Raw genomic sequence first — 23,197 nt, 5'->3', positions numbered from 1 at the left:
GTCTGGCTGATGTTCATGGTCATATCGACCATTACCCGATCTAGTGCGTCCTTGAGTACAAGTCCAGTCATTGCCCCCCCTCAGAGACTCATGTCGATCCCCAGCACTCCGTTGGGATGGTAAAACTTGATGGAGGTGTTGGTGAGCTGCATCCGTGCCCCGCCCGCCGTACCGTTCAGTTCCCACGGGCCGGTCTTCGGCAAGATCCACCCCTGAGTGGCTGCGATGTAGTCGGTTGATTGGAGCGAGCCCCCGATCTTGGCGTTGGTAATGCTGGCGTCCTGAATGAAGGCCGAGTTCATGAACACCTGACCACCAGTGATTGCAAACGGGGAGGACAACGTGCCGTTGATGCCGTTAACCACGGCAAAAAGATCGGCGCTAATCAGGAACTTGCTTTGCAATCCAGCCGGCCCGTTCTCAATGCCCAGGCCGATGCCCGCCGCCACGTACTGACCTTGGCTGTTCAGCTGCATTTTTACCGACCACATCGTGCGGGCCTTGCCGTCAAGCGATACCACCGCCTCACTGACTGTCTGCACGGCTGCGTTCGTGCTGCCGATAGACACTTCCAGCTGTTCCGAGCGGCGCGCCTGGGCTGTATCACCGTCCGCCCTGACGCGGGTTTCCTCGGCAAACTTCGCCGTCGAGTCCCACGAGTCCAATGCTCCAGCCAAAGCGCCCTCAGCATTATCATCCCGACCTACCGTGTAGATGGCCTCGACGGTTGTCCGCATCGAAGCCACCGCCGCGTCGGTATCCACCTGAGCGTCCTGTACGTCCTGGATCTTCGCCGTGTTGTCGCCGACCACCAAGTCAATCGTATCGATCCTTCTCCCGATCGCGTCATCAGCCCCAACGCGGGCCTCGGACTCAAAGCCGATGTCGGCGGTATTGCTGCCAACCTTTGCACTCAACAACTCCAGGCGGCTCGCTGATGCAATGCGGTCGGTAGCCAGCACCGTCTCCAGAGTACGGATTCCGGCTTGGTTACCTGCGACCTGCGCATCGAGCGTGGTCAGGTGGATGGTCGTTGCCTCGCTTTCCGTAGCGCGGGTTCGCACTTCCTCCGAAAATTTCGCGGCGCTGTCCCACCCACTCAGCGCCCCGGCCAAGTCCCCTTCCCCATCCTCATCCCGGTAGGACGCCTGTAGTGATTGCAGGGAAGACGATGTCGCCGTGATCTTGCCGTCCACCGTGCTGATGTCGCTCGTGTTTTTATCGATCTGCACAGTCTGGGCGTTGACCGTCGTCACGATGCCGCCGATGTCGAGCCAGTAGGTCGAATTAGGCGGCGCATTGGCCCCGCCGGCGTTGGCAGGCACGGCCTTGATGGCGGTATACAGGCGCTGGCCGCCGCGCACGTTGTCGTCTTTCAGGTAGCTTTTCTTCGGGACGTATTCCAGTGCATCAGTGATGCCATCGATCTGGTCCTGAAGCTCCTCCTTGGCCGCATCAATTCGACCATTTACTGACTCCGGTCCGTCGCCAGAGATCTTGTCGATCTCATCGAGCAGATGCTGGCCAAGTTCGGACTCGGTGATCTGGCCGGCGATCATGTCCAGGATCGGCCCAGCCTCCGAACTGGCTTGTCCCATCACGCCGCCTACTACTGGATAGAACGGACCGATGTTGCCGATCCGGTCAACCAGGCGCGCCCAGAAGAAGAAGGTGGTGCCCGCCTGCAGGCTCTGCATCGAGTAGTCGCTTTGCGGGTAGGCAAGGTCTGCCAGCTTCGTTGCCGCGCCCAGGTTGTTGGCCGGGCCATACCAGAGCTCCGTGCGCTGCGTGTCTTCGGCGCCAGCCGGGAAGCCCCACTTCAGGCGAATGCCAAACAGCAACGCTGTTGCGGTCAGGGATGTCACCGCCGGCGGCAAACCTGCTTTGCCCTTGAGGTTGGTCAGGATCGAGTTGCGCCAGATCGACGAGATGTCAAAGGCACTCACCGCGCGGACGCGGGCCACATAGGCACCAGCATAGATGCCGGTAACGTCGACACTGGTCAGCCCGGTGCGTTGCACTTTGATCCAGTTGCCGCTGTCCTTGCGCCACTCCACGTCGTAGCCGACCGCGCCGGGTACCGCCGGCCAGGTGATCGTCATGGTCGCGACGGCGATGCCTTGGGAAACGACTGAACTTGCCGACAGGGTGACGCTGGCCGGCGCCGGCACCACCGTGATCGGAATGACGCTGATCGGCCGCTCCTCGAGGCGAGCACCAGTGTCGATGGAGGCAAACTTGCTCGGCTCGTACTGCAGTGCGCTGATTTCGTAGTCGCCCTCGGCCGTGCGTTTGGTCCGCAGGACGCGATACAACGGAATCGCCAGGTCATCAGCATCCAGTGCCCATTGCAGTTGCGGCAACGGTGGCTCGCTGTAGCTGGTGGTCACGGTCACCGCGCGGCCATTCACGCTCTGCACGGTACGGCCCTCCGCGCGCCCGCCCGGCAAGTTGATGATCAAACGATCACCGGCCTTGGCCTGGGTGTTGCGATCAAGCGTCACCACGCGGCCGGCGGCCGCCGAGATGCGCCCGCCGACCTCGCGTCCTGCCAGCAGCGAGTCCGCCACCGGGATGATGTGGCCAGGCAGTGGAATCACACCTTCCATGCCGGTCTTGAACGACACGGTGCGATCCTGGTTGTTGCTGAGGATCGCCCACTTGCCACGACGCTGGGCCTCGGAGGCTCGAGTGCAACCGATGGCGCTCAACTCCATCGGCCGGTCGCCATACCGACGCTGCAAATCCAGGTCGGCGAATGGGATGACGTCAGTGTCGTAGTTGTTCGCCGGGTTGTCGTAGCTGACCAGCGCCCGGGTGTAGCGGGTCTTCGCCGACGCGCTGCCATAGGAGAATTTGCCATCGATGACGTTGGCCCGGGTGAAGACGTAGTCGAAGTCCTGGGCACGCGGCATATCGGCCTGCATCACCAACTGGCCCTGAGCCCAATAAGTCATACCCCGATAGATGCCGGCGATGTCACGCAGAAGCGACCAGGCATCGGCCTTGCCTTGCAGGTTCATGTCGCAGAGGTAGCGTGGCTCGGTGCCGCCCAGGCCATTGGTCACCAGCTGGTCGCAATACTGGGCAATCCGGTACAGCTCCCACTTGTCGACCATCCACGGCTTGATGCGTTTGCCCAAGCAGAAGCGGTCCTCGGTGCATACGCCGTAGGTGATCCAGGCCGGGTTGTTGGTCCAGGCCGACTTCATGCTGCCGTCCCAAGTGCCTGTATAGGTGCGGGTCACCGGGTTGTAGTTGCTGGGCACCATCCAGCGCCGCGCCTTGCACTTCACGGTCACGGCCGGGATGTTGGTGAACTGCTCGGCGTCGAACTCGATGTAGAGCAGCGCGGTGTTCGGGTAGCGCAGCTTGGCGTCGATCACTTCGGTAATGCCGGCGATCAGCATGGTGTCGGCGATCTTGTTGCTGTTCTGGTTCGGCGTCAGGCGGCGGACGCGGATCTGCCAGCCGGTGGTAGCGTGTGGCAGATCGATCCGGCGTGAGCGCTCGTAGCGCGTGGTGGTTTTGCCATCCACGGCATCTGGGTAGACCTGCTGATAGGCGCCGCCGTCGGTGGCCACATCGATGGCGTAATCAATGCGGTAGCCGCCCACATTGCCATTGTCGTCCTGTCGCTGCAGGGCGGGCCAGGCGAAACGCACGCGCACAGCCGACAGCTGGGTGTTGGTGATCGAGCGCACCCATGGAGTGCCGCTGCGCAGCTCAACGTTCAGCGAGGTTTCGTTCTCCACGGACGGAATGCCCGGGATGTAGGTCTGATCCACCGAGCCCGGCCGCCAGTCCCACTTCACGTTGGGGAAGTTGTAGTTGCCGCTGGCATCGCGGATCGGCGTGTTGTCCAGGTAGATGTCGTAATCGGTCGGAGTACCGTCAAACTCGCCCTCACCCACGGCGATCAACAGTTTGGCCAGGTTGGTGGAGCGCAGGCTGTCGCTGGCTTCGATCGGCGACTTTGGCTTGCTGCTGCCGCCCTTCTCGCCATGGATATCGATCTGTTGTACTGCGCCCATGCTTTCCTCCAGGCATAAAAAAACCGCCTCTCGGGCGGCCTGCTGACTGCGTGCTGACTATGTTTTGTCTTCGGCCAGGATCGAGGCGGAAATGATCATGCCGCCCCACCGGCGCTCGCCGATGCAGATCGGCACCGGGTTGCCGCTGGCCGTGGTGTTCTTGGCGCTGCCGAAGGCATAGGACGGGGCGTTTTCAGGTGACGAACTGTGCGACAGGCCACTCTGTTGAGGGCTGAGCATTTGGATCACGCCGCCGGCCGTCGATGCAACACCGCCAGCGATAAGCGCCGCCCCTTGGGCGGTGGTAGAACCATAGGCAAAAAAGCCGACGGCAATCATGGCTACCCCAAGAATCGTCTGCATGAGGCCTGCCCGCTTACTGCCGGAAACAATTGGCACAATTCGAATTTCCCTCGTTCCACCCAGGCCAAAGGTGTCTAACGCTTCGTTCTTCCTGTTACGGAAAATGGCAAATCGCATGCCGAGCCGATCAAGCCTTTTAATTTCCTGCTCAAAACCTTCGATGGTCGCTTTCAGAGCCTTGAAGGCCTCCCACACCTGTCGACTATCAATCTGACGTCGATGAGTTCGACCAAACTTAGCGGCAAGGGATCCAGAGAGAAGAATTGTCGTCATAGGGCTGTAGCTGGCAGCTGAAGCAGCCATAATATTTTCCTCCAGGCACAAAAAAGCCCGCCGAAGCGAGCTTGATAAGTGAATGTCAAATTGCTGTGGGAGAGATGTCGAAATTGTCACCAGATAGCGTGATTCTACGTCGCACGGTATCGCCAGCCTTTACATCAAGTTCCCGCTCGACCAAACCCCATCCCCCACATGCGGCGCTAGGCTTCAACCCAAGGATATGCTTGCCGGCTTTCACTCCGAACATAGCAACCTCACCAGAAGCGAATTCAGCAGCCAGCGTCCCGTCGATGTATAACCGGTAGTTGCAGCCAGAACCGTAGAGGCCGCTGTCCCGAGTTACTAAAAGCTGAGCATCGGACTTTTCACTGAAAGCAAATAACCGTCCCTTTGGCACAGGGTCAGCTTTATCTGCTGGCACTGGTGAGGTCACACACCCAGCCAGTACTGCAACGGCCAACGCCCCTACGAACAATTTCATGCAGGTCACTCCTGTGGGAAAGCGCCAACCATATCACTGGGGCGCGCCTGTACGAAAACCCAGTAACGCCCCGCTGTGATCCGATAGTAGCCTCTTGCCTTCACGCAACGGATACCCCCCAGTCCTTTGCCTGCAAGCCCAAGGACTGGGATTGCGCCAATTTCGGCGCGTTTATGACCTGGAGGTCAATATGGAAATGCTGTCTCCATTCGAAAAGGGGGTGCTAATGGCCCTCGTCTCTATCACTGCAACCCTGCGATCAACACCAGGATTCGATGGTGATGCTTTAACAAAAGCAGCTCAGCACTTCATCAATGAACCTGCTCAAGGATGTGCCGAGGGTGCTTCTTTCGAGGCTTACGAGTGGCCATTGTGCGTTCTGACTAAAGATCTTTCTCAGCTTCAAAACATGCTGAACGCAGACAAGGTCACGAATTAGTTTCGAACCCACCCTGCTTCGTAATCTGCCAGATCGGTTTTCCGCTGGCAGTTTTTCTTTCTGACTCGATCATTTTTTGCTCCCGCGGCCCAGCCGCATCACGTGGTTGGTTGCGCATCTTTGTGCCTGAGTACCAGGCGTGTCCGATCCAGCCATGGACCACCGAAGACGATGATTTCGCTCGGGCGACCGTACAGGTGGTGCAAAAGAAACGGACCAGGCCCGAAGGTCCCCACATCCTCCCCGGGTAGTGACGGCTCACTGCCAAGGAATATCCCGGCATGGTTCGGGTGAACCGTTCGCCCTACTTCCATCACGATCATGTCACCGCGCTGCGGCTGATCGACCTTGTAGAAGCCGGCGGCCTCGTAGTTCGCTTCGTAAAGGCTGGTGCTTTCTTTACTCTCCCACCAGCCATCGGCACGTTTGAAGGCCTCGAACTCCAGCCCCCACTCCCGCTTGTACCAGTCGGCGCAGACCTGCCAGCAGTCCCACGCCCCGTGCACGAATGGCCGCTTCAGTAGCGGCACCTCGCCGCTCGGCATGACTGTGCGCAGGTCGCCCTCTGGCCAGCTCAGGATGTGCCACGGCAGCGCCGTCGCCTCGCACATGGCCAGGTCGCGCGGTGATGGCCGACTGGTCGCGTCTGGATGTGAATGAACCACGCCGATCACTTCGCCGATATCCTCGGCCGCAGCGTAGTCCTCCGGATCGATCCGGAATTCTTCGTTCGGCTCGGAAGCGACATTGCGGCACGGGTAGTACTGCTGTTTGCGTCCGATCGCCAGCAGCAGCCCGCAGCACTCTTTCGGGTACTCGGCGGCGGCGTGCGCCTGGATCGCGATCAAAATGTACTTGCGCATAGTCAGCTCCGGGCGATCAAGGAAACCGCAGGGAAGCCACCGAACGGCAGCGGATTACCTATTCCAAAGCGTGGCTCGCACCCCTTCCCGATGGTTGCATCACACTCATCCAGCTCCGGGTTGCCGGTTGGCACGCCATCCTTCGTGACGTAGCCACCGGTATAACCGCAGTTCGGCCCCCGGTAGCCGCCAGTGAGGCACCAGTGGCACAACGTTGTGGCCTGTCGGCCAATGGACTCGCCGCCGACATCGCCAGGGCTGGCCAACTCCCAACTGACCGTCTCGCCGTCCTCGTTGGTCTTCTGGTCGATGTACCAGACCTCGATCGTCTCTTGCGTTGGATCTGCCGTCGGGTTGCCGGCCGGGAAGTTCTGGGCATCGAGGTACGTGCCCAGCGTGTGGCGCATCGTGAGCTTGAACTCGAGCAGATCGGCGAACGCCAGGCAGAGCGCAGTGATGCGCCCGCTGACGTTGCCGACAGACAACGTCGGCCGCACTGCTGTGCCGTCGCCATTCGACTCGATGCCGTCAATTTGCATCGGCCAGGCACCGTACTCGTTGCCCTGCCACCAGATAGCCTTGGCCGGCAACTGGTCGGCATTGGCGCCGGCGGCGATCAGCTCGGCCGCCGTGTGCGGAATCGAATGCCCGTGAAAGCGCAGAACGTCTGCGCCGTATTCGCTGCCGTCCAATTCGAAGAGCAACACTTCACTGCCAGGCTCGAGCACCTGGATATCACTGATCAGCGGCATGATTGCCCCTTATGGTTGGAAGGCTCGCTCGAACGTAGCCGTGAGCTTGAAAACACCACCGCCCACCGGGGTGGGCACGGGATTTTTGCAGGTGAACAGGCCGAGCTGGCCGAGTGGTGTCGTCCATAGAAACGCCTTGGCTCCCGCGTGGCGATCGAAGAAATCCATGATCTCCAGCACCTTTACTTTCAGGCCGGTGAAGGTGATCGGGTAGGAATCCTCTTTGTTGTTGGGGCCGTCGCCGACCTGCTGCTTATAGCCGCCTCCAAACTGCGCGGTACGCACCCTGTAAGAAATCTCAGGTGAGTCACCACGTTCGGTTGGCCAGGTGAATTTCTCGATGGCCATCAGCCCCTCCCATTTGTCAGGCGCCAGATTGATCCACCCGGCTGAAGCGCTCGGGCAATTGCCGTTTCCGCTTCGGTTTTGGCCGCCTGCTGGATGCTTTTTCCGAGCTGATTTGAGGCTTCTTGCGGTATCGCACCATTCTCCCCAGTGGTCTGCACTGAAACCGCCACGGGGAAGTTGTACGTGTTGCCACCACTACCACCAGATATCGCGGCCAGCGCTGGCCCGCCGCCAGAAGTTAGCGGCGTGACGCTGCCGCCATTCGCCCCGGTCATTAGGAAGGACCGGCCGCCCTCGTTGTACAGCTCAGGCCCCAACTCATTGACCTCATACAACGAATTCGCCGCGACCGGACCGCCAGAGGCTCGGTAGCCTGAGAAATCGACATTGGTGTAGCCAGCCTGCGAGGCACCAAGATTCGACGAGGTAGCACCGGCAGAACCAGCAGGCAGCCCATTACCCGTGCCACTACCAACAAAATAATTGGTAGCGGCACCAACCAGGCTGCCGAGCAATGCCGAACTGGCTTGCCGTGTAGCGATGCGCGCCATGTCGGCCAGAATCGACTTGGTGAAGTCCGCAAACGACAACTTGCCGGTCATGGCGAAGTTGACTATCGCGTCTTCCATCGAGCTGAAGACATTGCTGAACAGGCTTTTGGTCTGCCCGGCCACGTCACGCGCCGACTCCAGATAGTTCTGCCATGCCGACGATGCGCCGGCGCTCCAGTCGCCCTGGGCGGCGGTCATATCGTCGTAATTGGCCTGAACAGTGTCGTGCAGATCCTGCTGAGTCGCTTTCAACGCCTTCAGTTTGGCGTTGTACTCGTCCAGGCTCATGCCGCGCGAGCCGTCGCCGTACTGGTTGGCCAACCCTAGGCGCTGCTGGTTGAAGCGGTCATCGATTCCGTTCTGCTGATCCGTCAGTGCGCGCTGACGGTCACCTTGACCAAGGCCAGATGCCGCCCGCAACCCCTGCTGCCGCAGCGTGTCGACCTGTTGCTGTAGGGCGCTGGTGTAAGTGTTGACTGCGAGGGTCTGCTTGCGCAGGCGTCCTTCCTCGTTGGTAGCGATGAGGGCCAGTTCGCTGTCGCTGTCATGCTGGGCCTTGACCATGGCCGATCGGGCATCCGAGATCTTTTGATCAATCTGGATGACCTGCGCAGCGGTTGTGCCCTTCTTGGCCTTGGCTGCTTCGAGCGCATCGATTTCCGCCTGATAGCCCTGGGCAACTTCGTCGGCCTGCTGCTTCAACAGGCTGACCCGTTGCTCGGTGTAGCTGGCCTGGCTGATCACGCCGGCGCGCTGGGAGGCTTCCAGCTCCTTGTCGGCGTTTTTGTAGTAGGCCAGTGTTTCGGCCAGTGAGTTCTTCGCGTTATTGAATCCGGTTGTGTCGACGCTACCTGCGGCGACCTTTGGATCCTTGAACTTGTCGTTGATGTTCGCGATGTTCTTGTCGATGGCCGCTTGGCTCAGGCGCGGGTCGTTCGGCGTCACCTTGCGGATATCGTCGAGCTGCTGCTTGTATTCCTTCAGAGCCTCGGTGCGCTTTTGTTCATTCGTCCACGAAGACTTGGTGAGAGCGTCGACTTTACCCATCGCAATAACCGCAGCGCCTTGGGCTTTCGCCTGCTCACCCTCCCACTTGGCGATGTCTGCTTGAGCTGCCTTCTCGTCCTCCAGCATGTTCAGCCGATTGCGTCTGAACTCGATAAGGGCATCCTTGGATTTTTGGCTTTGGAACAAGCCGTCCATGGTCTCGGCTTCACGGAGATCGCTCTGCGCAGTCTCGATCTCCGCATTTATGTCGCGGCGCCCGATGTTCTTCAGATTGTCCGCGGCGCGCGCGACAGCGTTGTAGCCCCTCTCCCAGAAGCTCAGGTTTTCGAGGATCTTCGGCGTGCGCTCGTTGATGGCGTCCGCGTACTGCTCAGTCGCCAGCTTCACGGCGCCCGCGTGGTCGCCTTGCTCTTCCAGTGCGGCGATCTGCGAGTAAACCGATGCAGTCAGGTAGTGGTACTGCTCGTTCAGTGCAGCGGAAGCCTTGACCGGGTCATCTGCCAGCTTCGAGAACTCAGCGACGGTTTCGCTGACAGCCTTTCCGGTCGCCTCCTGCATAGACACGGCAGCCTGGGTGATACCGATGAAACTCTCGCCCGCAATCTTGCCGTTGCCGGCCAGAAGGGCCAGAACCTCAGCTGCCTGCCCGGTCGTGCCGACAGTGGCGCTCACTTGCCGCGCCATTTCCCCCAGTTGCGTAGAACTGACACCGGCGTAGTTGCCGGTGAGAATCAGGGACTTGTTGTAGCTGTCCTGTTCTTCGCTGCCCTTATAGAAAGCATATGCAAGACCGCCCACTGCCGCAGTGGCCAGCGCTAGCGGCGCAAGGATCGCGAGCAGCCCCGCGGCGCCCTCGCCCGCCCCGGCGCCCAACTGAGCGACTGCACGAACACCGCTACCCCAGTCCCCCGAGGACAGCGCATTCCCCAACTGCACGACGTTCTCTTGCGCCTGGCGAGTGCCGAGGCGAAGTTTGTCGAAACCGGTGGCGGTCTTTTCGAGCTTGGCGTAATCCTTATCGATCTTGCTCAGGGCCGAGTTGTACTGGTCCTGGCTGATGCGACCGGCGTCGAGGTGTTTCCCAAGTTGCTCAACTTGGGTGTCCAGCTTGGCCATGGCCGCCCGGGCCGGGTCGATCGCACCCAGCAGACTGTTCAGAGCCTTCTGTTCATCTAGCGTCGACTTCGCCAGCGCCGCCTGCTGCTTGTCGAGCTGCGCGGTGATCTTGGTGAATTCAGCTTCACCATAGGCACCGGTTTGGGTCAGCTTTGCCAGGCTGTCACGTTGTTTGGCCAGTTCCTGCGTGGAGGTCGCGCCTTTCGAAAGTGACTTCTCCAGCGCCTCCATCTCTTTCATCAGGCCGACGGCGGACTGCTCAGCGCGATCGCCAGCCTTGGTCAGCTTGTCGAGATCGGTCGCAGCGTTGGCGGCATCAGCCGAATCGACCTTGATGCCGAGTTCTGCAATGTTCATCGACTCACCTTGAATAATTGCCCGTCTTCACGGGCTGTTGTCGCGTGCGTCAGCCATAACCGCGATGGCTTCCGACTCCATAACGCGGATGTCCTGAAACACACCGGGGCGATCCTTCACCGGGATGCCGACGAACTTCATTACGCTGGGCAGAACGCCGTAATCGAGACCGGTTGCGCCGCACGTGCCGGTACGCCACTGAGTCCCCATCGACTCCATGACGAGGAAAGACGGCCAGTTGTCCGGCCAGACTTCAATGGAGTCATCGATATCTGAAGGAGAAAGCCCAAATACCGAAAGGACATCGAAATCAGTGGTCTGCTCGTACAGCGCGCGTGCGACGTCGGTCAGTTTCCCAGGCGGGCCTTACCGAACGCTTCGCTATAGGCCTTCACCACCGCATCCGAGACGCCGATGCAGCTTTTCACCAACGCGGTGATGGATTCGTCGCTGAGCTTGTCGGTGAAGCCCCAAGACACGACTAGGTCTTTGATTTGGTCGATGCCTTGCTCGACTTCTGCGGCGGTGACCTCAGACAACGTCGGCTCAGTGCCCTTGAAGCGCTCGCCGATGGCTTCTGCCCTTTCCTTCCAGGCGTCGAACAGTTCCGCCAGCGCAGTGCGGTCACGGTATTTGAACGTGAACGGCACCACGGCCGCCTTGCCGCCGACCTGCGGGATAGCTACGTCGACAGTGAACGTCGGCTTCGGTGCGATGGAAAACTTTGCCATGAGAAATCCTTACGACAGGTAGCGGGTAGGTTCAGCCTGAAGCGCCAGGTTGACGGTGCGGGTCAGCAGGTTGTTGCGCGATACCGCCGGCTGCTTCGAGAACGAGGTGTACGCGCCGTAGAGAACGGTATCGGTACCTGGAAGGTTCATCCGTGCAGCCTGGATCTTCTTGCCCGCATCTGCTGCGAGCAGCACAGCGTTGAAAGCTTGTGCCGGGTCATCGGCAATAGTCAGCGCCATGCTCGCAGCAGATTTATCTGTCGGGATTTGCTTGCCCTGGTCGTCTTCGAGGAAAACCACATCCAGGTAGTTTTGCTCTCCACCGGAGAACGCGACGTCGGTCACTTGCGGGATCTGCACCCAGGTGAGGACCTTTTTCAGGGTGCCAACACCACCGCCAGCCGGATAGACCTGGATGTCGGACGTATCGATGCCTTCGAGAGTGGTCGACGTCGCAGTGGCCGCTTTGACTCGCACTACACGGTTGTTCAGACGGCTCCAGCCAGCAGTGACCAAGACGATGTCACCTGCTGCCAATGTGCTGCCCACCACCGTAGCGACTGCTTCTGTGGCATTGGACATCGCAGTGAATGGCAGCTCGGCGGCGTAGGTGGCACCGTGCTGGATGGTTGCGCCGTTGGGGAGTTTGTAGCCCATTGGTTTTTCCTCTTTGCAGATATGACAAAACCCGCTCAATGGCGGGTTCCGGGGTTGCCCAACGGGCGAATTTAGTTGGTGTCGGCTCGGTAAAGGAATGAGACCGGCACCGTGTAGGTGGTGTCGTCCGGAATGCCGGGGCCGGGGTCTACCGGACTCATGGTCACCACCGTAAGCGCGCCTTTCATGTTCCGCTCGTACAGCGGGAACAACGCAGCAATCTGATCAGCGAGCGCGCCGGCCGCGCCGCGATACTCGCCCGCAGGCGTCACGATGCTGACTTGAAATACGCCGGTGTAGAGCCTGTGGTCGCCGCCGAGCGTGTTGCTTGCGGTGTCGCCCGGGAGCGTGAAGGCCATCAAGTACGTGGCGCCGTCAACTGGCGTGTAGGCCTCGTTCTCGACAACGACCTTCAGCGGCACCGGTAACGCCTTTGCCCAGGCGATCAACTTGGCTTCGTAAATCGAGGCGATGATGTTGTGACTCATACCTGGTTGTTCCTGATGGCCTCCAGCACGATCTGCTGGAAGCGGGCCACGGTGATGCGGACCATGCCGGCGGGTGCCTGAGTCGAATGCCCGAACTCGAGCGGGATCGCGTACGGTAGGTTGTTGATGAGGTAGGCAGTCTGGCCGGCAGTGAAGTCGCTGACTGCTGAAACCAGTGCGGCGATCGTCTCTTGGCCACCCGGATCAACCTCATCGAAGGTAACGTTCTCGATGACATCAATCGAAAGGTGCCAGTTGGCCCGGAACCGCCCACCGACGTAATCCTTACCCGCAACCAGACCGTTCACGTTGAAGTTCTGGTCGCGCTCGGTCTTGGTCAGGGGCTTGGCATGCTTCACACCTGCCTTCAGCTTGCCGGACTTGGTGAAATTGCTGTCGGTCAGGTTGATGACCGTGTTGCGGACCGCCACCTTGAAGTTATAGTCATCGGCTGCACGCTTGTTGGCCGCCCGGTGAGCGACGTTTGCGGCCCAAATCTCGGGATTCCCCACCGGCGACATGCGGATGACGCTGCTGCCAACCTCGATGATGATCTCGCGCAGGCTAGTGTCGATGGCTTCCGTGGCCTGCGCTGCGAACTCGGCGAGGCTCAAGGCGAAGCTGCCGGATTGTCCGGCACCGGCCCGGCTCACGACCGCACCTGCAGTTCATACAGGATCGGCGTCCCGGCCGGGTTGATCTCCTTCAGCGGTGGGACGATCGACCAGGCGCGGCCTTGAATGATGACCTTGTTCAACAGACCAGGTACCCACTCAAGCCCCTGCGCGGCGATCTTGAGCTTCTTGTCGCCCTGCTTGATGAGGCTGTTGTTCTGAAATTCTTGACCGGTGAAGTCGAGCAGGATGCCTTGGGCGGTCTGCTCGGTAATGGTGTCAGGCTGTGCGCTGCCGGTATCCGGATCGTACTCGCCGGTGCTGGTTGCCCGAATGGTCACGGGCTGGCCGAACTCTGTGATCATCTCCAGAGCCATCACGGCCATTTTATCGTAGAAGGCCATGTGCACCTCATAAAAAAGCCCGCACAAGGCGGGCTTAACGGGACTGAAAATTCATTCGCTGGCTAGCGTAACCTTGGCAAAGCCACGCTTTTTCAGTTCTTCAATAATCTCTTCGATAGATGCCTCGCCCAGAGCAATCTCAGTGAAGTCGTCCTGGATGATCGCCTCCAACTCGCTCTGATTCACTTCAGGAAATAGCGCCTTGTTCAGTTTTGCCCAAGTGCTCATTTCTGGGCTGTGCATTCCACGCTCATAGCGCCCCGCCATTACGTTCGAAATGTCTGCTGCGATGGACAGTTCGGCCTGAGTCATACCTGCTGCTTTTCGGGCGTTACGAAGAGCTTCGGGAAAATTTTTGTGCTTAGGATTAGGTAGCATGAAACACCTCTCGTTGGTTTATGCAGGCATAATGCATCACCAATGAGTAGTGCACAAGTACTTTTTAATCAATTTAGTGATCCTTTACGATCATGCACGTACAGCGAACAACCCCCGTTTCTGAAGGTAGTCAGCAAATTGCGTTGCGCTCGGCCGGTCCGGTGCCGCCGGCAGCAATCGCCCACTGGTGTTCGGGATCGTGGCGTACTCGCGAGTGACTGCGCCTTCCACGCGCTCCAGAGTGATAGCGCCTTTTCGCTTCTCGACCGGGTCGATGTCGTCCTGATGAATTTCGGCTGCCAGCGCCATTTGCCCGTACTGGATCCGCGCCGGCAGGTAGTTATCGGGCTTGATCTGGTAGTCCAGTTCAACACCCCGGCGCGGCCAAGCCAGAGCCTGATCGCTGTCCGTCTTGCGCCCCTTCCAGGTCTTTCCATCCATCGCCAAGGCAGCCCGACGAAGTAGCGCTTCTTGCGCTGGCTCGTCCGCAGGGATGGTCACACCGAACTTCACGGCGTACATGACCAGGTCCGCGGCGCTCGCGTAGCTTTCGGCGCCTGGTTTGCCGGTGCCGTCCTCGATGATGAGTGTCATGCGTCAACTCGCTGCAATGGTTTGAAGATTGGCCGCCGGATCAACGGCAGCCAGCATTATCAGGCCTTGGGAAGATCAGCGACGAGCTTTTCCAGGGAGTCTTTCGAAGCGTTGGCCCGGTACGGCACCTTCGCGTCATCCAGCTTGGCCTTCAGGTCGGCGATTTCCTTCGCTTCCGCATCCACCTGACCGGCTTTGTCGGCCTGCTGGATAAGGTCATCTACCTGCAATTGCAGAGTCTTCACCTTTTCAACTTCACCGTCACGCTCGCGGGTGAGTCTTTCCACGCCTGAACTTACCGCTTCGAACACCTGTAACAGGCGATCAGCGATAGGGCCAAGATCACCTTCTGGGCGCACCAGCGATTGATCAGCGAATGACTCAACGATCAGGCCGACAGATTCAAGCTCGGCGCGGAAAGCGTCGATGTTGATGCTGGAGTTGCCACCATCGATCAGCAGCACCGTCGGCACTTCCTTGGCCGTCACGTCAGGCACTTCGTCGGCGCCATCTTCACGACTTTCTGTAGCGTTCGCGTCGATGATGCGCAAGCCATGATCCTTGGCTAACGCCTTGACGTCTTCCTGATACTGATGGAATGGCCCAGGCAGATACCAGATGTTCTTGTTGCTCATGATCATTTCCTCACCGAGCCGGGCACAAGTCCCGGCTCAGTTGTCAGGAGTTACTTGGAAGCATCGCCAATCAGAGCGACACCGGCGGTGTGCTTGATGCTGGTGGCGGTTTTGTCCCAGTTGGTACCGGTCGCCAACTCGGCGTCGGTTGGCGACTTGCCGCCGGTGGTGGTGTCCCAGGTGTAGCCCTTCAGGCCCAGGCCAAAGGTGTAGTCGGTCTGGAGCGTGGTTTCGATACGCTCCTTGCCGTTGGTGGTCTGGACGTTGCTGATGATGTCGCGGCCGTCGTGGACCAGCGCAGCGCCTTGTACCAGGGACAGGATGATTTCCTTGTTCGGGGTGCCGGCCTGCATCAGTGCAGGGGCATCCGTCACAACGGAGATCTTGCCGAGGATGTCCACCACGCGGACGTTGCCCGCCTGGAACAGCTGCTGCTGGTTCGCCAGGTTCTGACCTACCAGCTTGTGGTAGCTGGTGCCCTGCATCACCTGGGTTACCAGGTTCTGGCTTGCATCGCCGAACTTCGCGTGTGCGTTATTCAGGCCAGCGTAGGTGATGCCGGCGGTGGCCGACACATCGTTGACCGCGGCGGCCTGGGCGGTGATCGCGGCGACGAGGGCAGCAATCGCAGTGTTCAACTGATCCTTCAGCAGGATTTCAGCGAACGCGCGGCTCGCAACCTCAATGCCTTGCGCGGTTGGGCGCTCCAGCCAGGTCATTTGCGACGGTTCGTAGCGGATCGGACCGAAGCCACCGGCTACCTTCACCGAAGTGTTCTTCAGCTCGGTCAGGTCGGTAGCAGCGACAGTAGCGTTTGCGCTGTAGCGATCCACGCGGCGCTGGGCAGCAGCCAGGGTCTGGAAGAACGACTCTTGGAGGAAGTCGCCAGTGAAGCCGTCCGGGGACAGCACGATAGCCCCACGGCTGGCAGCATTGAACGCGGCGAGATACTGATCCAGCGTCTCGAGAGTCGCCGGCATGATGTATTCGTTGAAAACCTGCATTTGCGACAGGGACATGAGTTATTTCCTTACGATTGAGGGAGATCCGGGAACCGGCTTGCGATAGCTGCCTGTCGTTCCTCTTTGGTGCCGCCGATTTTTCCTTTCGCGGCCCCGCCGCCATTGCCAGCACCGGCCGCCCCGCCGCCAGATGCCTTGCTACCCGCGATCAACGGCGCGAAGGCCGAGTCGTTTGCGAATTCTGCTTTCAGCTCATCCAGCGTTGCCGCCGAGAGCTTGCCCTGCTGATCGAGGACAACCACAACAGGCTTCCCGTCGCGCTGCTCGACGCTCAGACGGCGTTCGATGTGCGGCAACAGGGCTTTGGCGCTGCCTGGGATTGCCAGGGCAGACGCGATGTCAGTAGCGGTACGGCCGACAGTCAGATCCCGGATCTGCCCGCCCAACGTTGCGCGCTCCTGCTCCAGCGTGCCGTTCAGCTCAGCTTCGCGGCGGTTGTACTTTTCGGACCAAGACTTTTCGAGCTCCTCGACGTTGCCGGACTTGCGGGCTGCTTCTTCGCGCTCTAGGCGAGCCTGATCTTCGGCATCCTTGCGGGCTTTCTCAGCCGCTTTCTTCTCGCCGAGCAGTTCTTCAACCTTCGACTTCAGGCCCGAAACGTCTTCGGGTTGCGGCAGTCCTTCAATGCCGAGGACGTACTTGCCGTCCTTCTCGGTGTAGAGCGATTTAACGGAGTCGTCGAGACCATCGAGAGTGTCCAACTGATACTTCAAGCCCATTTGTTTGTCTCCCTGAGACGAGTTGCAGGCCCTGCCCGCAGATATGAAAAAGCCCCGTCATTGACGAGGCCTCTGTAAATCGTTGGCATAAAAAAACCCCAGCGAAGGCCGGGGTCTGATATTTGTGACTCTTTTACAATGTTGGACCGTTGAAAGTTGGTCCGAACTAAGTGTGGACGGGAGCGATGATTCTAACGTGGTCGCCTCGCTGCTTGAGCCACATCAGTGCTTCACCATTGATTGTGACAGGCCTGCTTTCAACCCAATCATCGGTGAAGAAATTGCCGCTTCCCACAACGATTTTGTACACCTCATCAAACTGCGCGTCGCTCAGTTCGTAAACGCTGTGTGTACCTTGGGCATAATTTCTTACCAGCTGATGGTCTGTTTGCTTGTTAAGGCATTCATCCACAGGCTCCTGCGAGAGAGAATAATTATATGGGGCAGCCATCACCCAGATCCTTTGGTTGCGTCGCTCTAGAAGTTGAGCGAAGGACCCGATCCTAACGTCTGTCTACTAAGACAATCCAGCCCGTTCGAACGCCAGCGGCTCTAAAGCCTTCATCTGAATGAGGTTAAGTGGTTTGAAGTTGCGATCAAGCTGCAGCTCGGCAAAACGCTCGACACTCAGCCCGCCTTCGCGGAACAGCTTTGCGCGGACTGGGCCAATAGCCTTGTCCTGAAACGCGCCCGGCTGTTGCTTGAGCCAGTCGTAGTAGCTGAGGTCTGCCCTCACCTGCTGGGCGCCCCCATCACCGATGGATGCTCGGGTGGAGTCCTTGGCGAACAGCGCACTGAATCGAGTCACTGCCACCACCGTCGAGCGGCAGTTAATGTGGATCGGCGGCCGTGGCCCTTCGGTCAGCTTGAAGCGCTGTTTGTCGAGCGTCCGGCACTGGCTGGTGGTCTTCGTGTCCAGCGTGCTGACCCATTCCACCGCCTGCACGACGTCGGCGTTCTCTTTCAGAGTCTCCATGCGTGCTTGGGTGGCGACGTGCTGCACCGCAGTTCGCACCACGGCGCCGGCATTCCGGTTGGTCGTAGCCAGGATACCGTCGTTGTACTGAAGCGCCTTCGTTCCGCGAATGTTCTTGATGATCTGGAAGTTGGTCTGGCCTTCGAAGAAGCCCTGCCGGATCGCGCCAGTGAGGCGTTGCCGCTCGGTTGCGGTGAAGCCATCGATAAACGACTTGAGTAGCTTCCCGCCATCTGCGCCGCGCACACTGAGCGGGTTGCCGAGGATGGCCGCCCTGATTGCAGCAGCGCCCGGCACCGCTGCATCAAACGAGACGCCCACCGGCGCCGCTCGGGTCAAGCTGGTCGCTTCAAACTCGGCCTCGTAGTTGGCGATGTCGATCAGGTCGAGGTTCAGCTTCTCGCTATACCTGTTGAAGATGCCCAGCAGCAAGCTGTCCACCTCGCTCAGCAATCGCTCCAGCCGTGCGACGGTGTAATCCGTCAGGTCAGCCCGAGTCAGCCGCTCGCGGATCGACCGGTCAATCTCCTTGAGGAAAGGCCCGAACTTGGCGACCTCCCCCGACTTCAGTTGCTCAAGGAAAACAGCGTGGCGAATCGTGGCATCAAGGATCGCTTGGTTTTCGGCCATCCGGGATTACCTCGTCGTCATCCAGGTCAGGCCCGGGGTTCTCGGTTTCCAATTCGTCGCGAATCTGGTCGTCGGTCTTTTCGGGATCGATAACCCCGCGATCACGCAGGTACTGCCAGAAGTCACCTGCCGGCAGCTTGCCGCCCTGCACTGCGTTGAACAGGGCTGAGAGGATCGTCGCGTCCAGGGTTATCTGACTGAAGTCCTGATTGAGCTTGTAGAGCGTTTCGCCCGTGGCATTCACGAACTCTGCCATCCACGCCAGACACTGGCTGTAAGCCTCGCTGACGTTGCTCACTACCAACGAAAGGACGCTGTGTTCAGCTGCACTGTCGTTGTCGGCCTGGGTTGCGGTCTTCACTGCGCTACCGCGCTCGATCAGCCGGGCGCCCAGCGACACCATGTCCTCCTTCTTGGCGTCCATGGCCTCTTTGGCCACCGTGTTCGGCTGAGCCTGCCATACGCCGCATGTGCCACTGACCGGCAGTAGCCAGGGCGCACGGGAGCCGAGGAAGATGCCGTTCTTCTCCATGTGGTCGCGCCACTGCTCATCGAGCCCTGCCATCCACGGTTGCGGCTGGCCCACCAGGTAGGCCGCCTCTTCGTAGTCCGCGCTGTTGCGGTAATGGCCGATGTTCACTTCAGCCATGTCGTATAGCGGCGAATCGTCAATGCTGGTGTCGTTGTTCTCGCTACCAAGGAACTGGAACGGGATCACCTTCCATTGCTGGCCGGCACCATTCAGCGGAGAGAAAGGCGCAGTGACCATTGTTGTGGTGCTACTGCCCTCTTCCCACACTTCCTGCGTATAGATACCAGCACCATCGAGACGTAACACTCGGTACTGCACGACCTGCTCACTGCCAAAACCGTCATCGGTATCGACGTCGACCGTTTCTCGCAGCACGACAAGACTCAGCAGATGCTGACCGCCGACCTTGCGCGTCTTCCAGTTGATGATGGCTTCCGCCGGGTAGCTTGCAGCACTCGCCCGAGCTCGGCCCGCTTGTTCATCCGCCTTACTCACAGTGCCGGACTTCACGGCGGCGTAATCAACCAACAGACCATGACGACCGACTTCGAGCAGATGCCCAATGACCGATTGCGACTGTTGGTAGATGCTCACGCCCTGCCCGTCGATGTCCTTTGACACGTATTCGATAGCACCCGGAACAGTCAGCGTTGGCCAGGTGCGGAACACTGCGCCCACCAAACTGTGTTTCGTCCTGCCGGTGGCGTTATAGAACACCGCCCGCTTCTTGTATGCGTCGTAGCGGTCCCTATTGTCTTGGCTGGCGTCCGATGCATTCGGCCTCGGCAAATATCGGTCGCCAGCAGCTTTGATAGTTTCCGAACCTTTGCAGACGTCGCGCACCAAGCGCCAGCGGTACTGTGCCGCGTCGTACTCGGGACGGGTAAAAGTGACGTCCTTCATCGGGCGACTCCCATTTTCATTGAGGTGACCGGCTTCACGATCGGGTACTCGCGGTGGATGAAGTAACCACCGCCGTCGTTGGCGTGGTCGTTGCCTTGGCTCTTATCTGGCTCGCCGTTTGGCGCCCAGATCTGTTGCTCAAGCCCGTCTGCATAAGTCGGACAGGTGAACGGATTGACCAGGTAACGCCGCTCTCCCTGCGCGTTGCAGAACATGGCGTTCATAGCGTTGATCCGATCCTTCACCGGTGGGTTGGCCGCCGGCGCGATGACGGCGAAACCAGCCTGTTTGAGCATGGCCAGATCAGTGACGCTTGCGTTGACCGACTTCCGTGAATCGCCAGAGGCGTCCGGGTAGATCCGGATCTCGCAGGTCTTCTCGAAGTCGTTGCCGTTGTGTCGCCAGTAGCGCTCCTTGATGCGGCGGATCATGTCCGGCGTGTCGTAGCCATCCATAAGCTCATCCACGGCGCGCGGCAGACCCTGGTCACGTTTAACGTGGGTGATCGCAGCCATCTTGCCGACGTTGAAGTCCATGCCGATGAACAGCGGCTCGCCCGGCTGCACGGTGTCGAAGCAGCCGTTCAGCTTGCGATCGTACGCGTGGTAGATCGAGCCGGACGTCAAGTTGACGAACTGCCCATTGAGGTAGGCGCGGATCAGTTGCTCGGGGTAGGACTCCATCAGCGATGGGATGTAGTCGTCCGGCAGGTTCAGTTCATTGTCGAAGGTGCTGGCCTGAATTAGGCCGTACATAACCTTCAGCGCCGGCTTGTCACGCAGCTGCTTCACGAACTGCAGGAAGACGAACTTGAATCCTTCAGGCGTAGTGGTCACATCTACGCCGTTCTTCAGCCCAGGCAGGTTGTAGCGCATTCGAGCAATGATCTTGCGCCATGCCTGTTGAGCCTTCAGCGACGTCAGCACGTCCAGCTCGTCCACCAGTGCGTGACCGATCTTGAAACCGACGATGGTCTGCGGCTTTTCCATCGACCGGCAAATCACAGTGCCGCGATATTGCCGGCCGCTGTAGATGTGAACCTCATGGTTCGCCTGATTGATCTTGGTCTTCAGCCCCCAGTCGTAGGCCACTTCTTCCATCGTGGGGTAGAAGATGTCACGGATCTGCGGGTAAGTCGGTGCGAAGTAGCCAGCGTTCACGCCGGGCCACTCCATGAAATGCTTGCTCAGTGCCGAGCATCCCACCCAGGTCTTTCCTGAGCCGAAACCAGCAACGAATGCGCGGAACTTGTGGGGCAACAAAAGGAACTGCGACTGCGGAACGTTAAGGCTCGGCATTCGGCCTCCTCGCATCCACCACATCTACCTGAATGCGGGTCGGGATCGCCGGCTCGTCGTCAGGCTCTTCCTTCCGGTTGCGATTGACGTAGATGTCGCCGACTTCCTTTGCGGCCTGCTCCAGAATCTGCATGGCCAAGCCGATGTTCTTCATCGTCTCGGCCCTCTCGACAAACCGGCCAAGTGCTCGAAGCCTGAACGCACGGTTGGCGATCGGGATCTCGGCAGTCTCTTCACGAAAACGCTTACGGGTGTCGTTGAATAGGGTCACCCATTTCGCAGCCAGGTTCACGCCAGCGCGTTTGGTGGGGTCGTGCTGTTCCACCTGTTGCCGTGTCACATCAATATCGAATTCTTGCTTCACCGCTTGCGAGACTTGGGTTGGAGTGTCGAAACACGCCAAAGCCTGAACGATGAAGGCTTTCACATCGTTTTTCAGGGCTGCCATAGATTGGTTTCCGTCTCATGCCTGTCTCACATCAGGCCGACTTGAGCAGACAGGTTCCGCAGGCCCTCGCAATGTTCAATTCCCCCACCTCGGCAGGACTGTTTGCAGCATCCACCAGCGCCTGAACGTCAGGGCTCGCACCATAGCGGCGGACCACTCCAACGAACTCTTCAACATCGTGGCCTTGCAGCTTGATCTTCGGGGTACCGTTTTGGGTGAATGCTGGTTGACCGTACTTATCGGTCGCGTGAGCTAGGTGATAAAGCTCGTGTTCAATCAGAGCGCAGAAGTCGACATCACTGCACTGTGCGCAGTAATCCGCAGCCAGTGTGATGATGAAAGCCGGCACTTCACCGAACCAATCGCGCATCTGCTGCTCCATCCGGGCCTTCTGCCAGCCGCCGGCGCGGAACGCTACCTGCTCGGCCTGGCCTTGGACTGTACGGCCCTGCTTCTCGAAGCTCGAGGACGCCCACATGATCCGGATGTCTGCATCGAGTAGATGGGCATGGTCTTCGTTGTGGATGCTGCCTGTGTCAGCGAGTATCTCGGACTGGAGCCACTCCCACACCTCAGGTGCTGGGCTCAGAGTGATGCTGCCCGCCTGCAGCAAATCTTCTGGTGGTGCTGGCCTTCTCATGGAAACTCACTCTGACGCTGTTCCTCATGCCCCGTGAGGGAGGCGACGACGTGGTCGAATCATATTTCCGCCCAAAAAATGGCGCGAATTCGCCACTCACGCGCAATTGAGGCAGGGAGGATGGGTTGCTCTACAAGCACGGAGTTAAAAATGAGCAAATTTGACATCGCCCTGAACATACTTTTCTGCGTGGTCCTGGCATGGCCTTGGCTGAGAAGATTCTTCTCTTGGACATCCGCATTTGTGGTGGTGCTGGGAGGAACCGCACTGACTCTACTGTTTAAGCTCTAACCGAAAAGCGACCCGACCGATAGGCACGTTCGATCGCCCCCCAGTCGGGTTGCTTTGCTGGCATGGCTTGTTACTCCCTCAGTAGCTGGGAGCATCTATTGCTCCTTTCCCGCCACAAAAATAATTGAAAGTAGCAGGTCAAAAACGTCCTTATCGTCTGCCAAAAGACGCGTTTGCATGGCACTAGCTGAAGTAGAGGAGTCAGCCCCCTGAAAAAATGTCCCATGTGGAGTGACACAGAAAAACCAAATATCTACCCAGATGACCTTATCCGACGCGGAAACATCTTTTCTGCTAACTACACACCGACCAAGAACGCCCTCATCGCTGACAAATGGGAGTAACTGAATCTTCACACCCCCAAAGGGAGTAACCAGACCCATTTCGGTTCTATCGTTGGTATTAACCGCATGCGATATGCTGACACCAAGCGTTTTGGATATTTCTTGATTACAAACGAGATTTTGCAGCCTCGTGAAAATAGCGCGTGCGTGCATCGTGATCTTGCCAATTTCTAACGTAACCGCCTTAACTGAATTGCGCTGCTCTTCCGTAATTGGAAAATGCTTCATGGCACCACTCCACCGAGGTTGATGAGCAGTATGCCATCTTGGTTGCGCCACGAAAGGCGCACCTTGAATTTGTG

At 59.0% G+C, this 23,197-nt stretch carries 26 protein-coding genes; 1 reads left to right on the top strand and 25 read right to left on the bottom strand.

Annotated elements, in window-relative coordinates; translation table 11 throughout:
• Positions 1-80: 80 nt before the first annotated feature.
• Genes AB4O16_RS27260 through AB4O16_RS27250 form a run of 3 tightly spaced genes read right to left on the bottom strand, consistent with a single transcriptional unit; the run spans position 81 to position 5,157 of the window.
• Positions 81-4,034 carry a TipJ family phage tail tip protein gene (locus AB4O16_RS27260; protein ID WP_460156296.1) on the bottom strand — a complete coding sequence of 1,318 codons (3,954 nt, stop codon included), beginning with the start codon at positions 4,032-4,034 and terminating at the stop codon, positions 81-83.
• Positions 4,035-4,091: 57 nt separating this feature from the next.
• Positions 4,092-4,700: a tail assembly protein gene (locus AB4O16_RS27255; RefSeq protein WP_460156295.1), complete on the bottom strand. Its 609-nt coding sequence runs from the start codon at positions 4,698-4,700 to the stop codon at positions 4,092-4,094.
• A 55-nt stretch (positions 4,701-4,755) separates the two neighbouring features.
• Positions 4,756-5,157: a hypothetical protein gene (locus AB4O16_RS27250; RefSeq protein ID WP_460156294.1), complete on the bottom strand. Its 402-nt coding sequence runs from the start codon at positions 5,155-5,157 to the stop codon at positions 4,756-4,758.
• 190 nt (positions 5,158-5,347) lie between these two features.
• On the opposite strand from AB4O16_RS27250, the gene AB4O16_RS27245 reads away from it, so the two are divergent.
• Positions 5,348-5,596 carry a hypothetical protein gene (locus AB4O16_RS27245; protein ID WP_460156293.1) on the top strand — a complete coding sequence of 83 codons (249 nt, stop codon included), beginning with the start codon at positions 5,348-5,350 and terminating at the stop codon, positions 5,594-5,596.
• 98 nt (positions 5,597-5,694) lie between these two features.
• On the opposite strand, the gene AB4O16_RS27240 is transcribed toward AB4O16_RS27245, so the two are convergent.
• The 22 genes from AB4O16_RS27240 to AB4O16_RS27135 form a co-directional block, all read right to left on the bottom strand.
• Positions 5,695-6,459, bottom strand: a complete 765-nt coding sequence (locus tag AB4O16_RS27240) for a C40 family peptidase (RefSeq protein ID WP_460156292.1) — start codon at positions 6,457-6,459, stop codon at positions 5,695-5,697.
• A gap of 2 nt (positions 6,460-6,461) precedes the next feature.
• Positions 6,462-7,211: a phage minor tail protein L gene (locus AB4O16_RS27235; protein WP_460156291.1), complete on the bottom strand. Its 750-nt coding sequence runs from the start codon at positions 7,209-7,211 to the stop codon at positions 6,462-6,464.
• A gap of 9 nt (positions 7,212-7,220) precedes the next feature.
• A complete protein-coding gene (locus AB4O16_RS27230) occupies positions 7,221-7,559 on the bottom strand; it encodes a phage tail protein (protein WP_460055559.1) in 339 nt (112 codons plus the stop codon).
• The gene (locus tag AB4O16_RS27225; RefSeq protein WP_460156290.1) at positions 7,559-10,591 is read right to left on the bottom strand and encodes a phage tail tape measure protein; all 3,033 of its coding nucleotides are present in this window, start codon (positions 10,589-10,591) and stop codon (positions 7,559-7,561) included. The genes AB4O16_RS27230 and AB4O16_RS27225 overlap by 1 nt, the downstream gene beginning before the upstream one ends.
• A 27-nt stretch (positions 10,592-10,618) precedes the next feature.
• Positions 10,619-10,921: a DUF1799 domain-containing protein gene (locus tag AB4O16_RS27220; protein WP_460158093.1), complete on the bottom strand. Its 303-nt coding sequence runs from the start codon at positions 10,919-10,921 to the stop codon at positions 10,619-10,621.
• A gap of 17 nt (positions 10,922-10,938) precedes the next feature.
• Positions 10,939-11,322, bottom strand: coding sequence for a phage tail assembly chaperone (locus AB4O16_RS27215; protein ID WP_409078676.1), 384 nt, complete (start codon positions 11,320-11,322; stop codon positions 10,939-10,941).
• 9 nt (positions 11,323-11,331) lie between these two features.
• Positions 11,332-11,979: a phage tail protein gene (locus tag AB4O16_RS27210; RefSeq protein WP_460156289.1), complete on the bottom strand. Its 648-nt coding sequence runs from the start codon at positions 11,977-11,979 to the stop codon at positions 11,332-11,334.
• A gap of 71 nt (positions 11,980-12,050) precedes the next feature.
• The gene (locus AB4O16_RS27205; RefSeq protein WP_460156288.1) at positions 12,051-12,467 is read right to left on the bottom strand and encodes a phage tail terminator-like protein; all 417 of its coding nucleotides are present in this window, start codon (positions 12,465-12,467) and stop codon (positions 12,051-12,053) included.
• Positions 12,464-13,120: a hypothetical protein gene (locus tag AB4O16_RS27200; protein ID WP_460156287.1), complete on the bottom strand. Its 657-nt coding sequence runs from the start codon at positions 13,118-13,120 to the stop codon at positions 12,464-12,466. The genes AB4O16_RS27205 and AB4O16_RS27200 overlap by 4 nt, the downstream gene beginning before the upstream one ends.
• Entirely contained in the window at positions 13,117-13,485 is a 369-nt protein-coding gene (locus tag AB4O16_RS27195; protein WP_460156286.1) for a hypothetical protein, read from the bottom strand. Before AB4O16_RS27195 ends, AB4O16_RS27200 begins: the two co-directional genes overlap by 4 nt.
• 51 nt (positions 13,486-13,536) lie before the next feature.
• Positions 13,537-13,863 carry a helix-turn-helix domain-containing protein gene (locus tag AB4O16_RS27190; RefSeq protein ID WP_460156285.1) on the bottom strand — a complete coding sequence of 109 codons (327 nt, stop codon included), beginning with the start codon at positions 13,861-13,863 and terminating at the stop codon, positions 13,537-13,539.
• A gap of 90 nt (positions 13,864-13,953) precedes the next feature.
• Entirely contained in the window at positions 13,954-14,457 is a 504-nt protein-coding gene (locus AB4O16_RS27185) for a DnaT-like ssDNA-binding protein (protein ID WP_460156284.1), read from the bottom strand.
• Between the two features lie 59 nt (positions 14,458-14,516).
• Positions 14,517-15,092 carry a hypothetical protein gene (locus AB4O16_RS27180; protein ID WP_460156283.1) on the bottom strand — a complete coding sequence of 192 codons (576 nt, stop codon included), beginning with the start codon at positions 15,090-15,092 and terminating at the stop codon, positions 14,517-14,519.
• A gap of 50 nt (positions 15,093-15,142) precedes the next feature.
• Positions 15,143-16,111, bottom strand: coding sequence for a major capsid protein (locus tag AB4O16_RS27175; protein WP_078825126.1), 969 nt, complete (start codon positions 16,109-16,111; stop codon positions 15,143-15,145).
• An 11-nt stretch (positions 16,112-16,122) separates the two neighbouring features.
• Positions 16,123-16,833 (bottom strand): hypothetical protein, encoded by a 711-nt coding sequence (locus tag AB4O16_RS27170; protein WP_460156282.1) that lies wholly within the window; start codon positions 16,831-16,833, stop codon positions 16,123-16,125.
• A gap of 166 nt (positions 16,834-16,999) precedes the next feature.
• Positions 17,000-17,284 carry a hypothetical protein gene (locus AB4O16_RS27165; RefSeq protein WP_460156281.1) on the bottom strand — a complete coding sequence of 95 codons (285 nt, stop codon included), beginning with the start codon at positions 17,282-17,284 and terminating at the stop codon, positions 17,000-17,002.
• A gap of 66 nt (positions 17,285-17,350) precedes the next feature.
• Positions 17,351-18,439 (bottom strand): minor capsid protein, encoded by a 1,089-nt coding sequence (locus AB4O16_RS27160; protein ID WP_460156280.1) that lies wholly within the window; start codon positions 18,437-18,439, stop codon positions 17,351-17,353.
• On the bottom strand, positions 18,414-19,874 hold the full coding sequence (locus AB4O16_RS27155; protein WP_460156279.1) for a DUF4055 domain-containing protein: 1,461 nt from the start codon (positions 19,872-19,874) through the stop codon (positions 18,414-18,416). The genes AB4O16_RS27160 and AB4O16_RS27155 overlap by 26 nt, the downstream gene beginning before the upstream one ends.
• Complete coding sequence (locus AB4O16_RS27150) at positions 19,871-21,172, bottom strand: terminase large subunit domain-containing protein (RefSeq protein WP_460156278.1); 1,302 nt, start codon at positions 21,170-21,172, stop codon at positions 19,871-19,873. The genes AB4O16_RS27155 and AB4O16_RS27150 overlap by 4 nt, the downstream gene beginning before the upstream one ends.
• Positions 21,159-21,620: a DUF2280 domain-containing protein gene (locus tag AB4O16_RS27145; protein ID WP_460156277.1), complete on the bottom strand. Its 462-nt coding sequence runs from the start codon at positions 21,618-21,620 to the stop codon at positions 21,159-21,161. Before AB4O16_RS27145 ends, AB4O16_RS27150 begins: the two co-directional genes overlap by 14 nt.
• Before the next feature lie 31 nt (positions 21,621-21,651).
• Positions 21,652-22,260 (bottom strand): putative metallopeptidase, encoded by a 609-nt coding sequence (locus tag AB4O16_RS27140; RefSeq protein ID WP_460156276.1) that lies wholly within the window; start codon positions 22,258-22,260, stop codon positions 21,652-21,654.
• A gap of 386 nt (positions 22,261-22,646) precedes the next feature.
• On the bottom strand, positions 22,647-23,123 hold the full coding sequence (locus AB4O16_RS27135) for a hypothetical protein (RefSeq protein WP_460156275.1): 477 nt from the start codon (positions 23,121-23,123) through the stop codon (positions 22,647-22,649).
• Positions 23,124-23,197 lie beyond the last annotated feature (74 nt).

The organism is Pseudomonas sp. S2_H10 (assembly GCF_054668285.1).
Note: the sequence above shows the minus strand (reverse complement) of the source record. Positions and strands in the feature narration are given on the sequence as shown.

Coding starts and splice junctions, on each gene's coding strand:
- AB4O16_RS27185 (WP_460156284.1), bottom strand. CDS start 14,457: ATGACACTCATCATCGAGGACGGCACCGGCAAACCAGGCGCCGAAAGC.
- AB4O16_RS27240 (WP_460156292.1), bottom strand. CDS start 6,459: ATGCGCAAGTACATTTTGATCGCGATCCAGGCGCACGCCGCCGCCGAG.
- AB4O16_RS27195 (WP_460156286.1), bottom strand. CDS start 13,485: ATGGCCTTCTACGATAAAATGGCCGTGATGGCTCTGGAGATGATCACA.
- AB4O16_RS27165 (WP_460156281.1), bottom strand. CDS start 17,284: ATGGCTGCCCCATATAATTATTCTCTCTCGCAGGAGCCTGTGGATGAA.
- AB4O16_RS27255 (WP_460156295.1), bottom strand. CDS start 4,700: ATGGCTGCTTCAGCTGCCAGCTACAGCCCTATGACGACAATTCTTCTC.
- AB4O16_RS27150 (WP_460156278.1), bottom strand. CDS start 21,172: ATGCCGAGCCTTAACGTTCCGCAGTCGCAGTTCCTTTTGTTGCCCCAC.
- AB4O16_RS27160 (WP_460156280.1), bottom strand. CDS start 18,439: ATGGCCGAAAACCAAGCGATCCTTGATGCCACGATTCGCCACGCTGTT.
- AB4O16_RS27230 (WP_460055559.1), bottom strand. CDS start 7,559: ATGGCCATCGAGAAATTCACCTGGCCAACCGAACGTGGTGACTCACCT.
- AB4O16_RS27135 (WP_460156275.1), bottom strand. CDS start 23,123: ATGAAGCATTTTCCAATTACGGAAGAGCAGCGCAATTCAGTTAAGGCG.
- AB4O16_RS27180 (WP_460156283.1), bottom strand. CDS start 15,092: ATGAGCAACAAGAACATCTGGTATCTGCCTGGGCCATTCCATCAGTAT.
- AB4O16_RS27210 (WP_460156289.1), bottom strand. CDS start 11,979: ATGGGCTACAAACTCCCCAACGGCGCAACCATCCAGCACGGTGCCACC.
- AB4O16_RS27215 (WP_409078676.1), bottom strand. CDS start 11,322: ATGGCAAAGTTTTCCATCGCACCGAAGCCGACGTTCACTGTCGACGTA.
- AB4O16_RS27245 (WP_460156293.1), top strand. CDS start 5,348: ATGGAAATGCTGTCTCCATTCGAAAAGGGGGTGCTAATGGCCCTCGTC.
- AB4O16_RS27140 (WP_460156276.1), bottom strand. CDS start 22,260: ATGAGAAGGCCAGCACCACCAGAAGATTTGCTGCAGGCGGGCAGCATC.
- AB4O16_RS27170 (WP_460156282.1), bottom strand. CDS start 16,833: ATGGGCTTGAAGTATCAGTTGGACACTCTCGATGGTCTCGACGACTCC.
- AB4O16_RS27250 (WP_460156294.1), bottom strand. CDS start 5,157: ATGAAATTGTTCGTAGGGGCGTTGGCCGTTGCAGTACTGGCTGGGTGT.
- AB4O16_RS27235 (WP_460156291.1), bottom strand. CDS start 7,211: ATGCCGCTGATCAGTGATATCCAGGTGCTCGAGCCTGGCAGTGAAGTG.
- AB4O16_RS27175 (WP_078825126.1), bottom strand. CDS start 16,111: ATGTCCCTGTCGCAAATGCAGGTTTTCAACGAATACATCATGCCGGCG.
- AB4O16_RS27155 (WP_460156279.1), bottom strand. CDS start 19,874: ATGAAGGACGTCACTTTTACCCGTCCCGAGTACGACGCGGCACAGTAC.
- AB4O16_RS27145 (WP_460156277.1), bottom strand. CDS start 21,620: ATGGCAGCCCTGAAAAACGATGTGAAAGCCTTCATCGTTCAGGCTTTG.
- AB4O16_RS27225 (WP_460156290.1), bottom strand. CDS start 10,591: ATGAACATTGCAGAACTCGGCATCAAGGTCGATTCGGCTGATGCCGCC.
- AB4O16_RS27190 (WP_460156285.1), bottom strand. CDS start 13,863: ATGCTACCTAATCCTAAGCACAAAAATTTTCCCGAAGCTCTTCGTAAC.
- AB4O16_RS27205 (WP_460156288.1), bottom strand. CDS start 12,467: ATGAGTCACAACATCATCGCCTCGATTTACGAAGCCAAGTTGATCGCC.
- AB4O16_RS27260 (WP_460156296.1), bottom strand. CDS start 4,034: ATGGGCGCAGTACAACAGATCGATATCCATGGCGAGAAGGGCGGCAGC.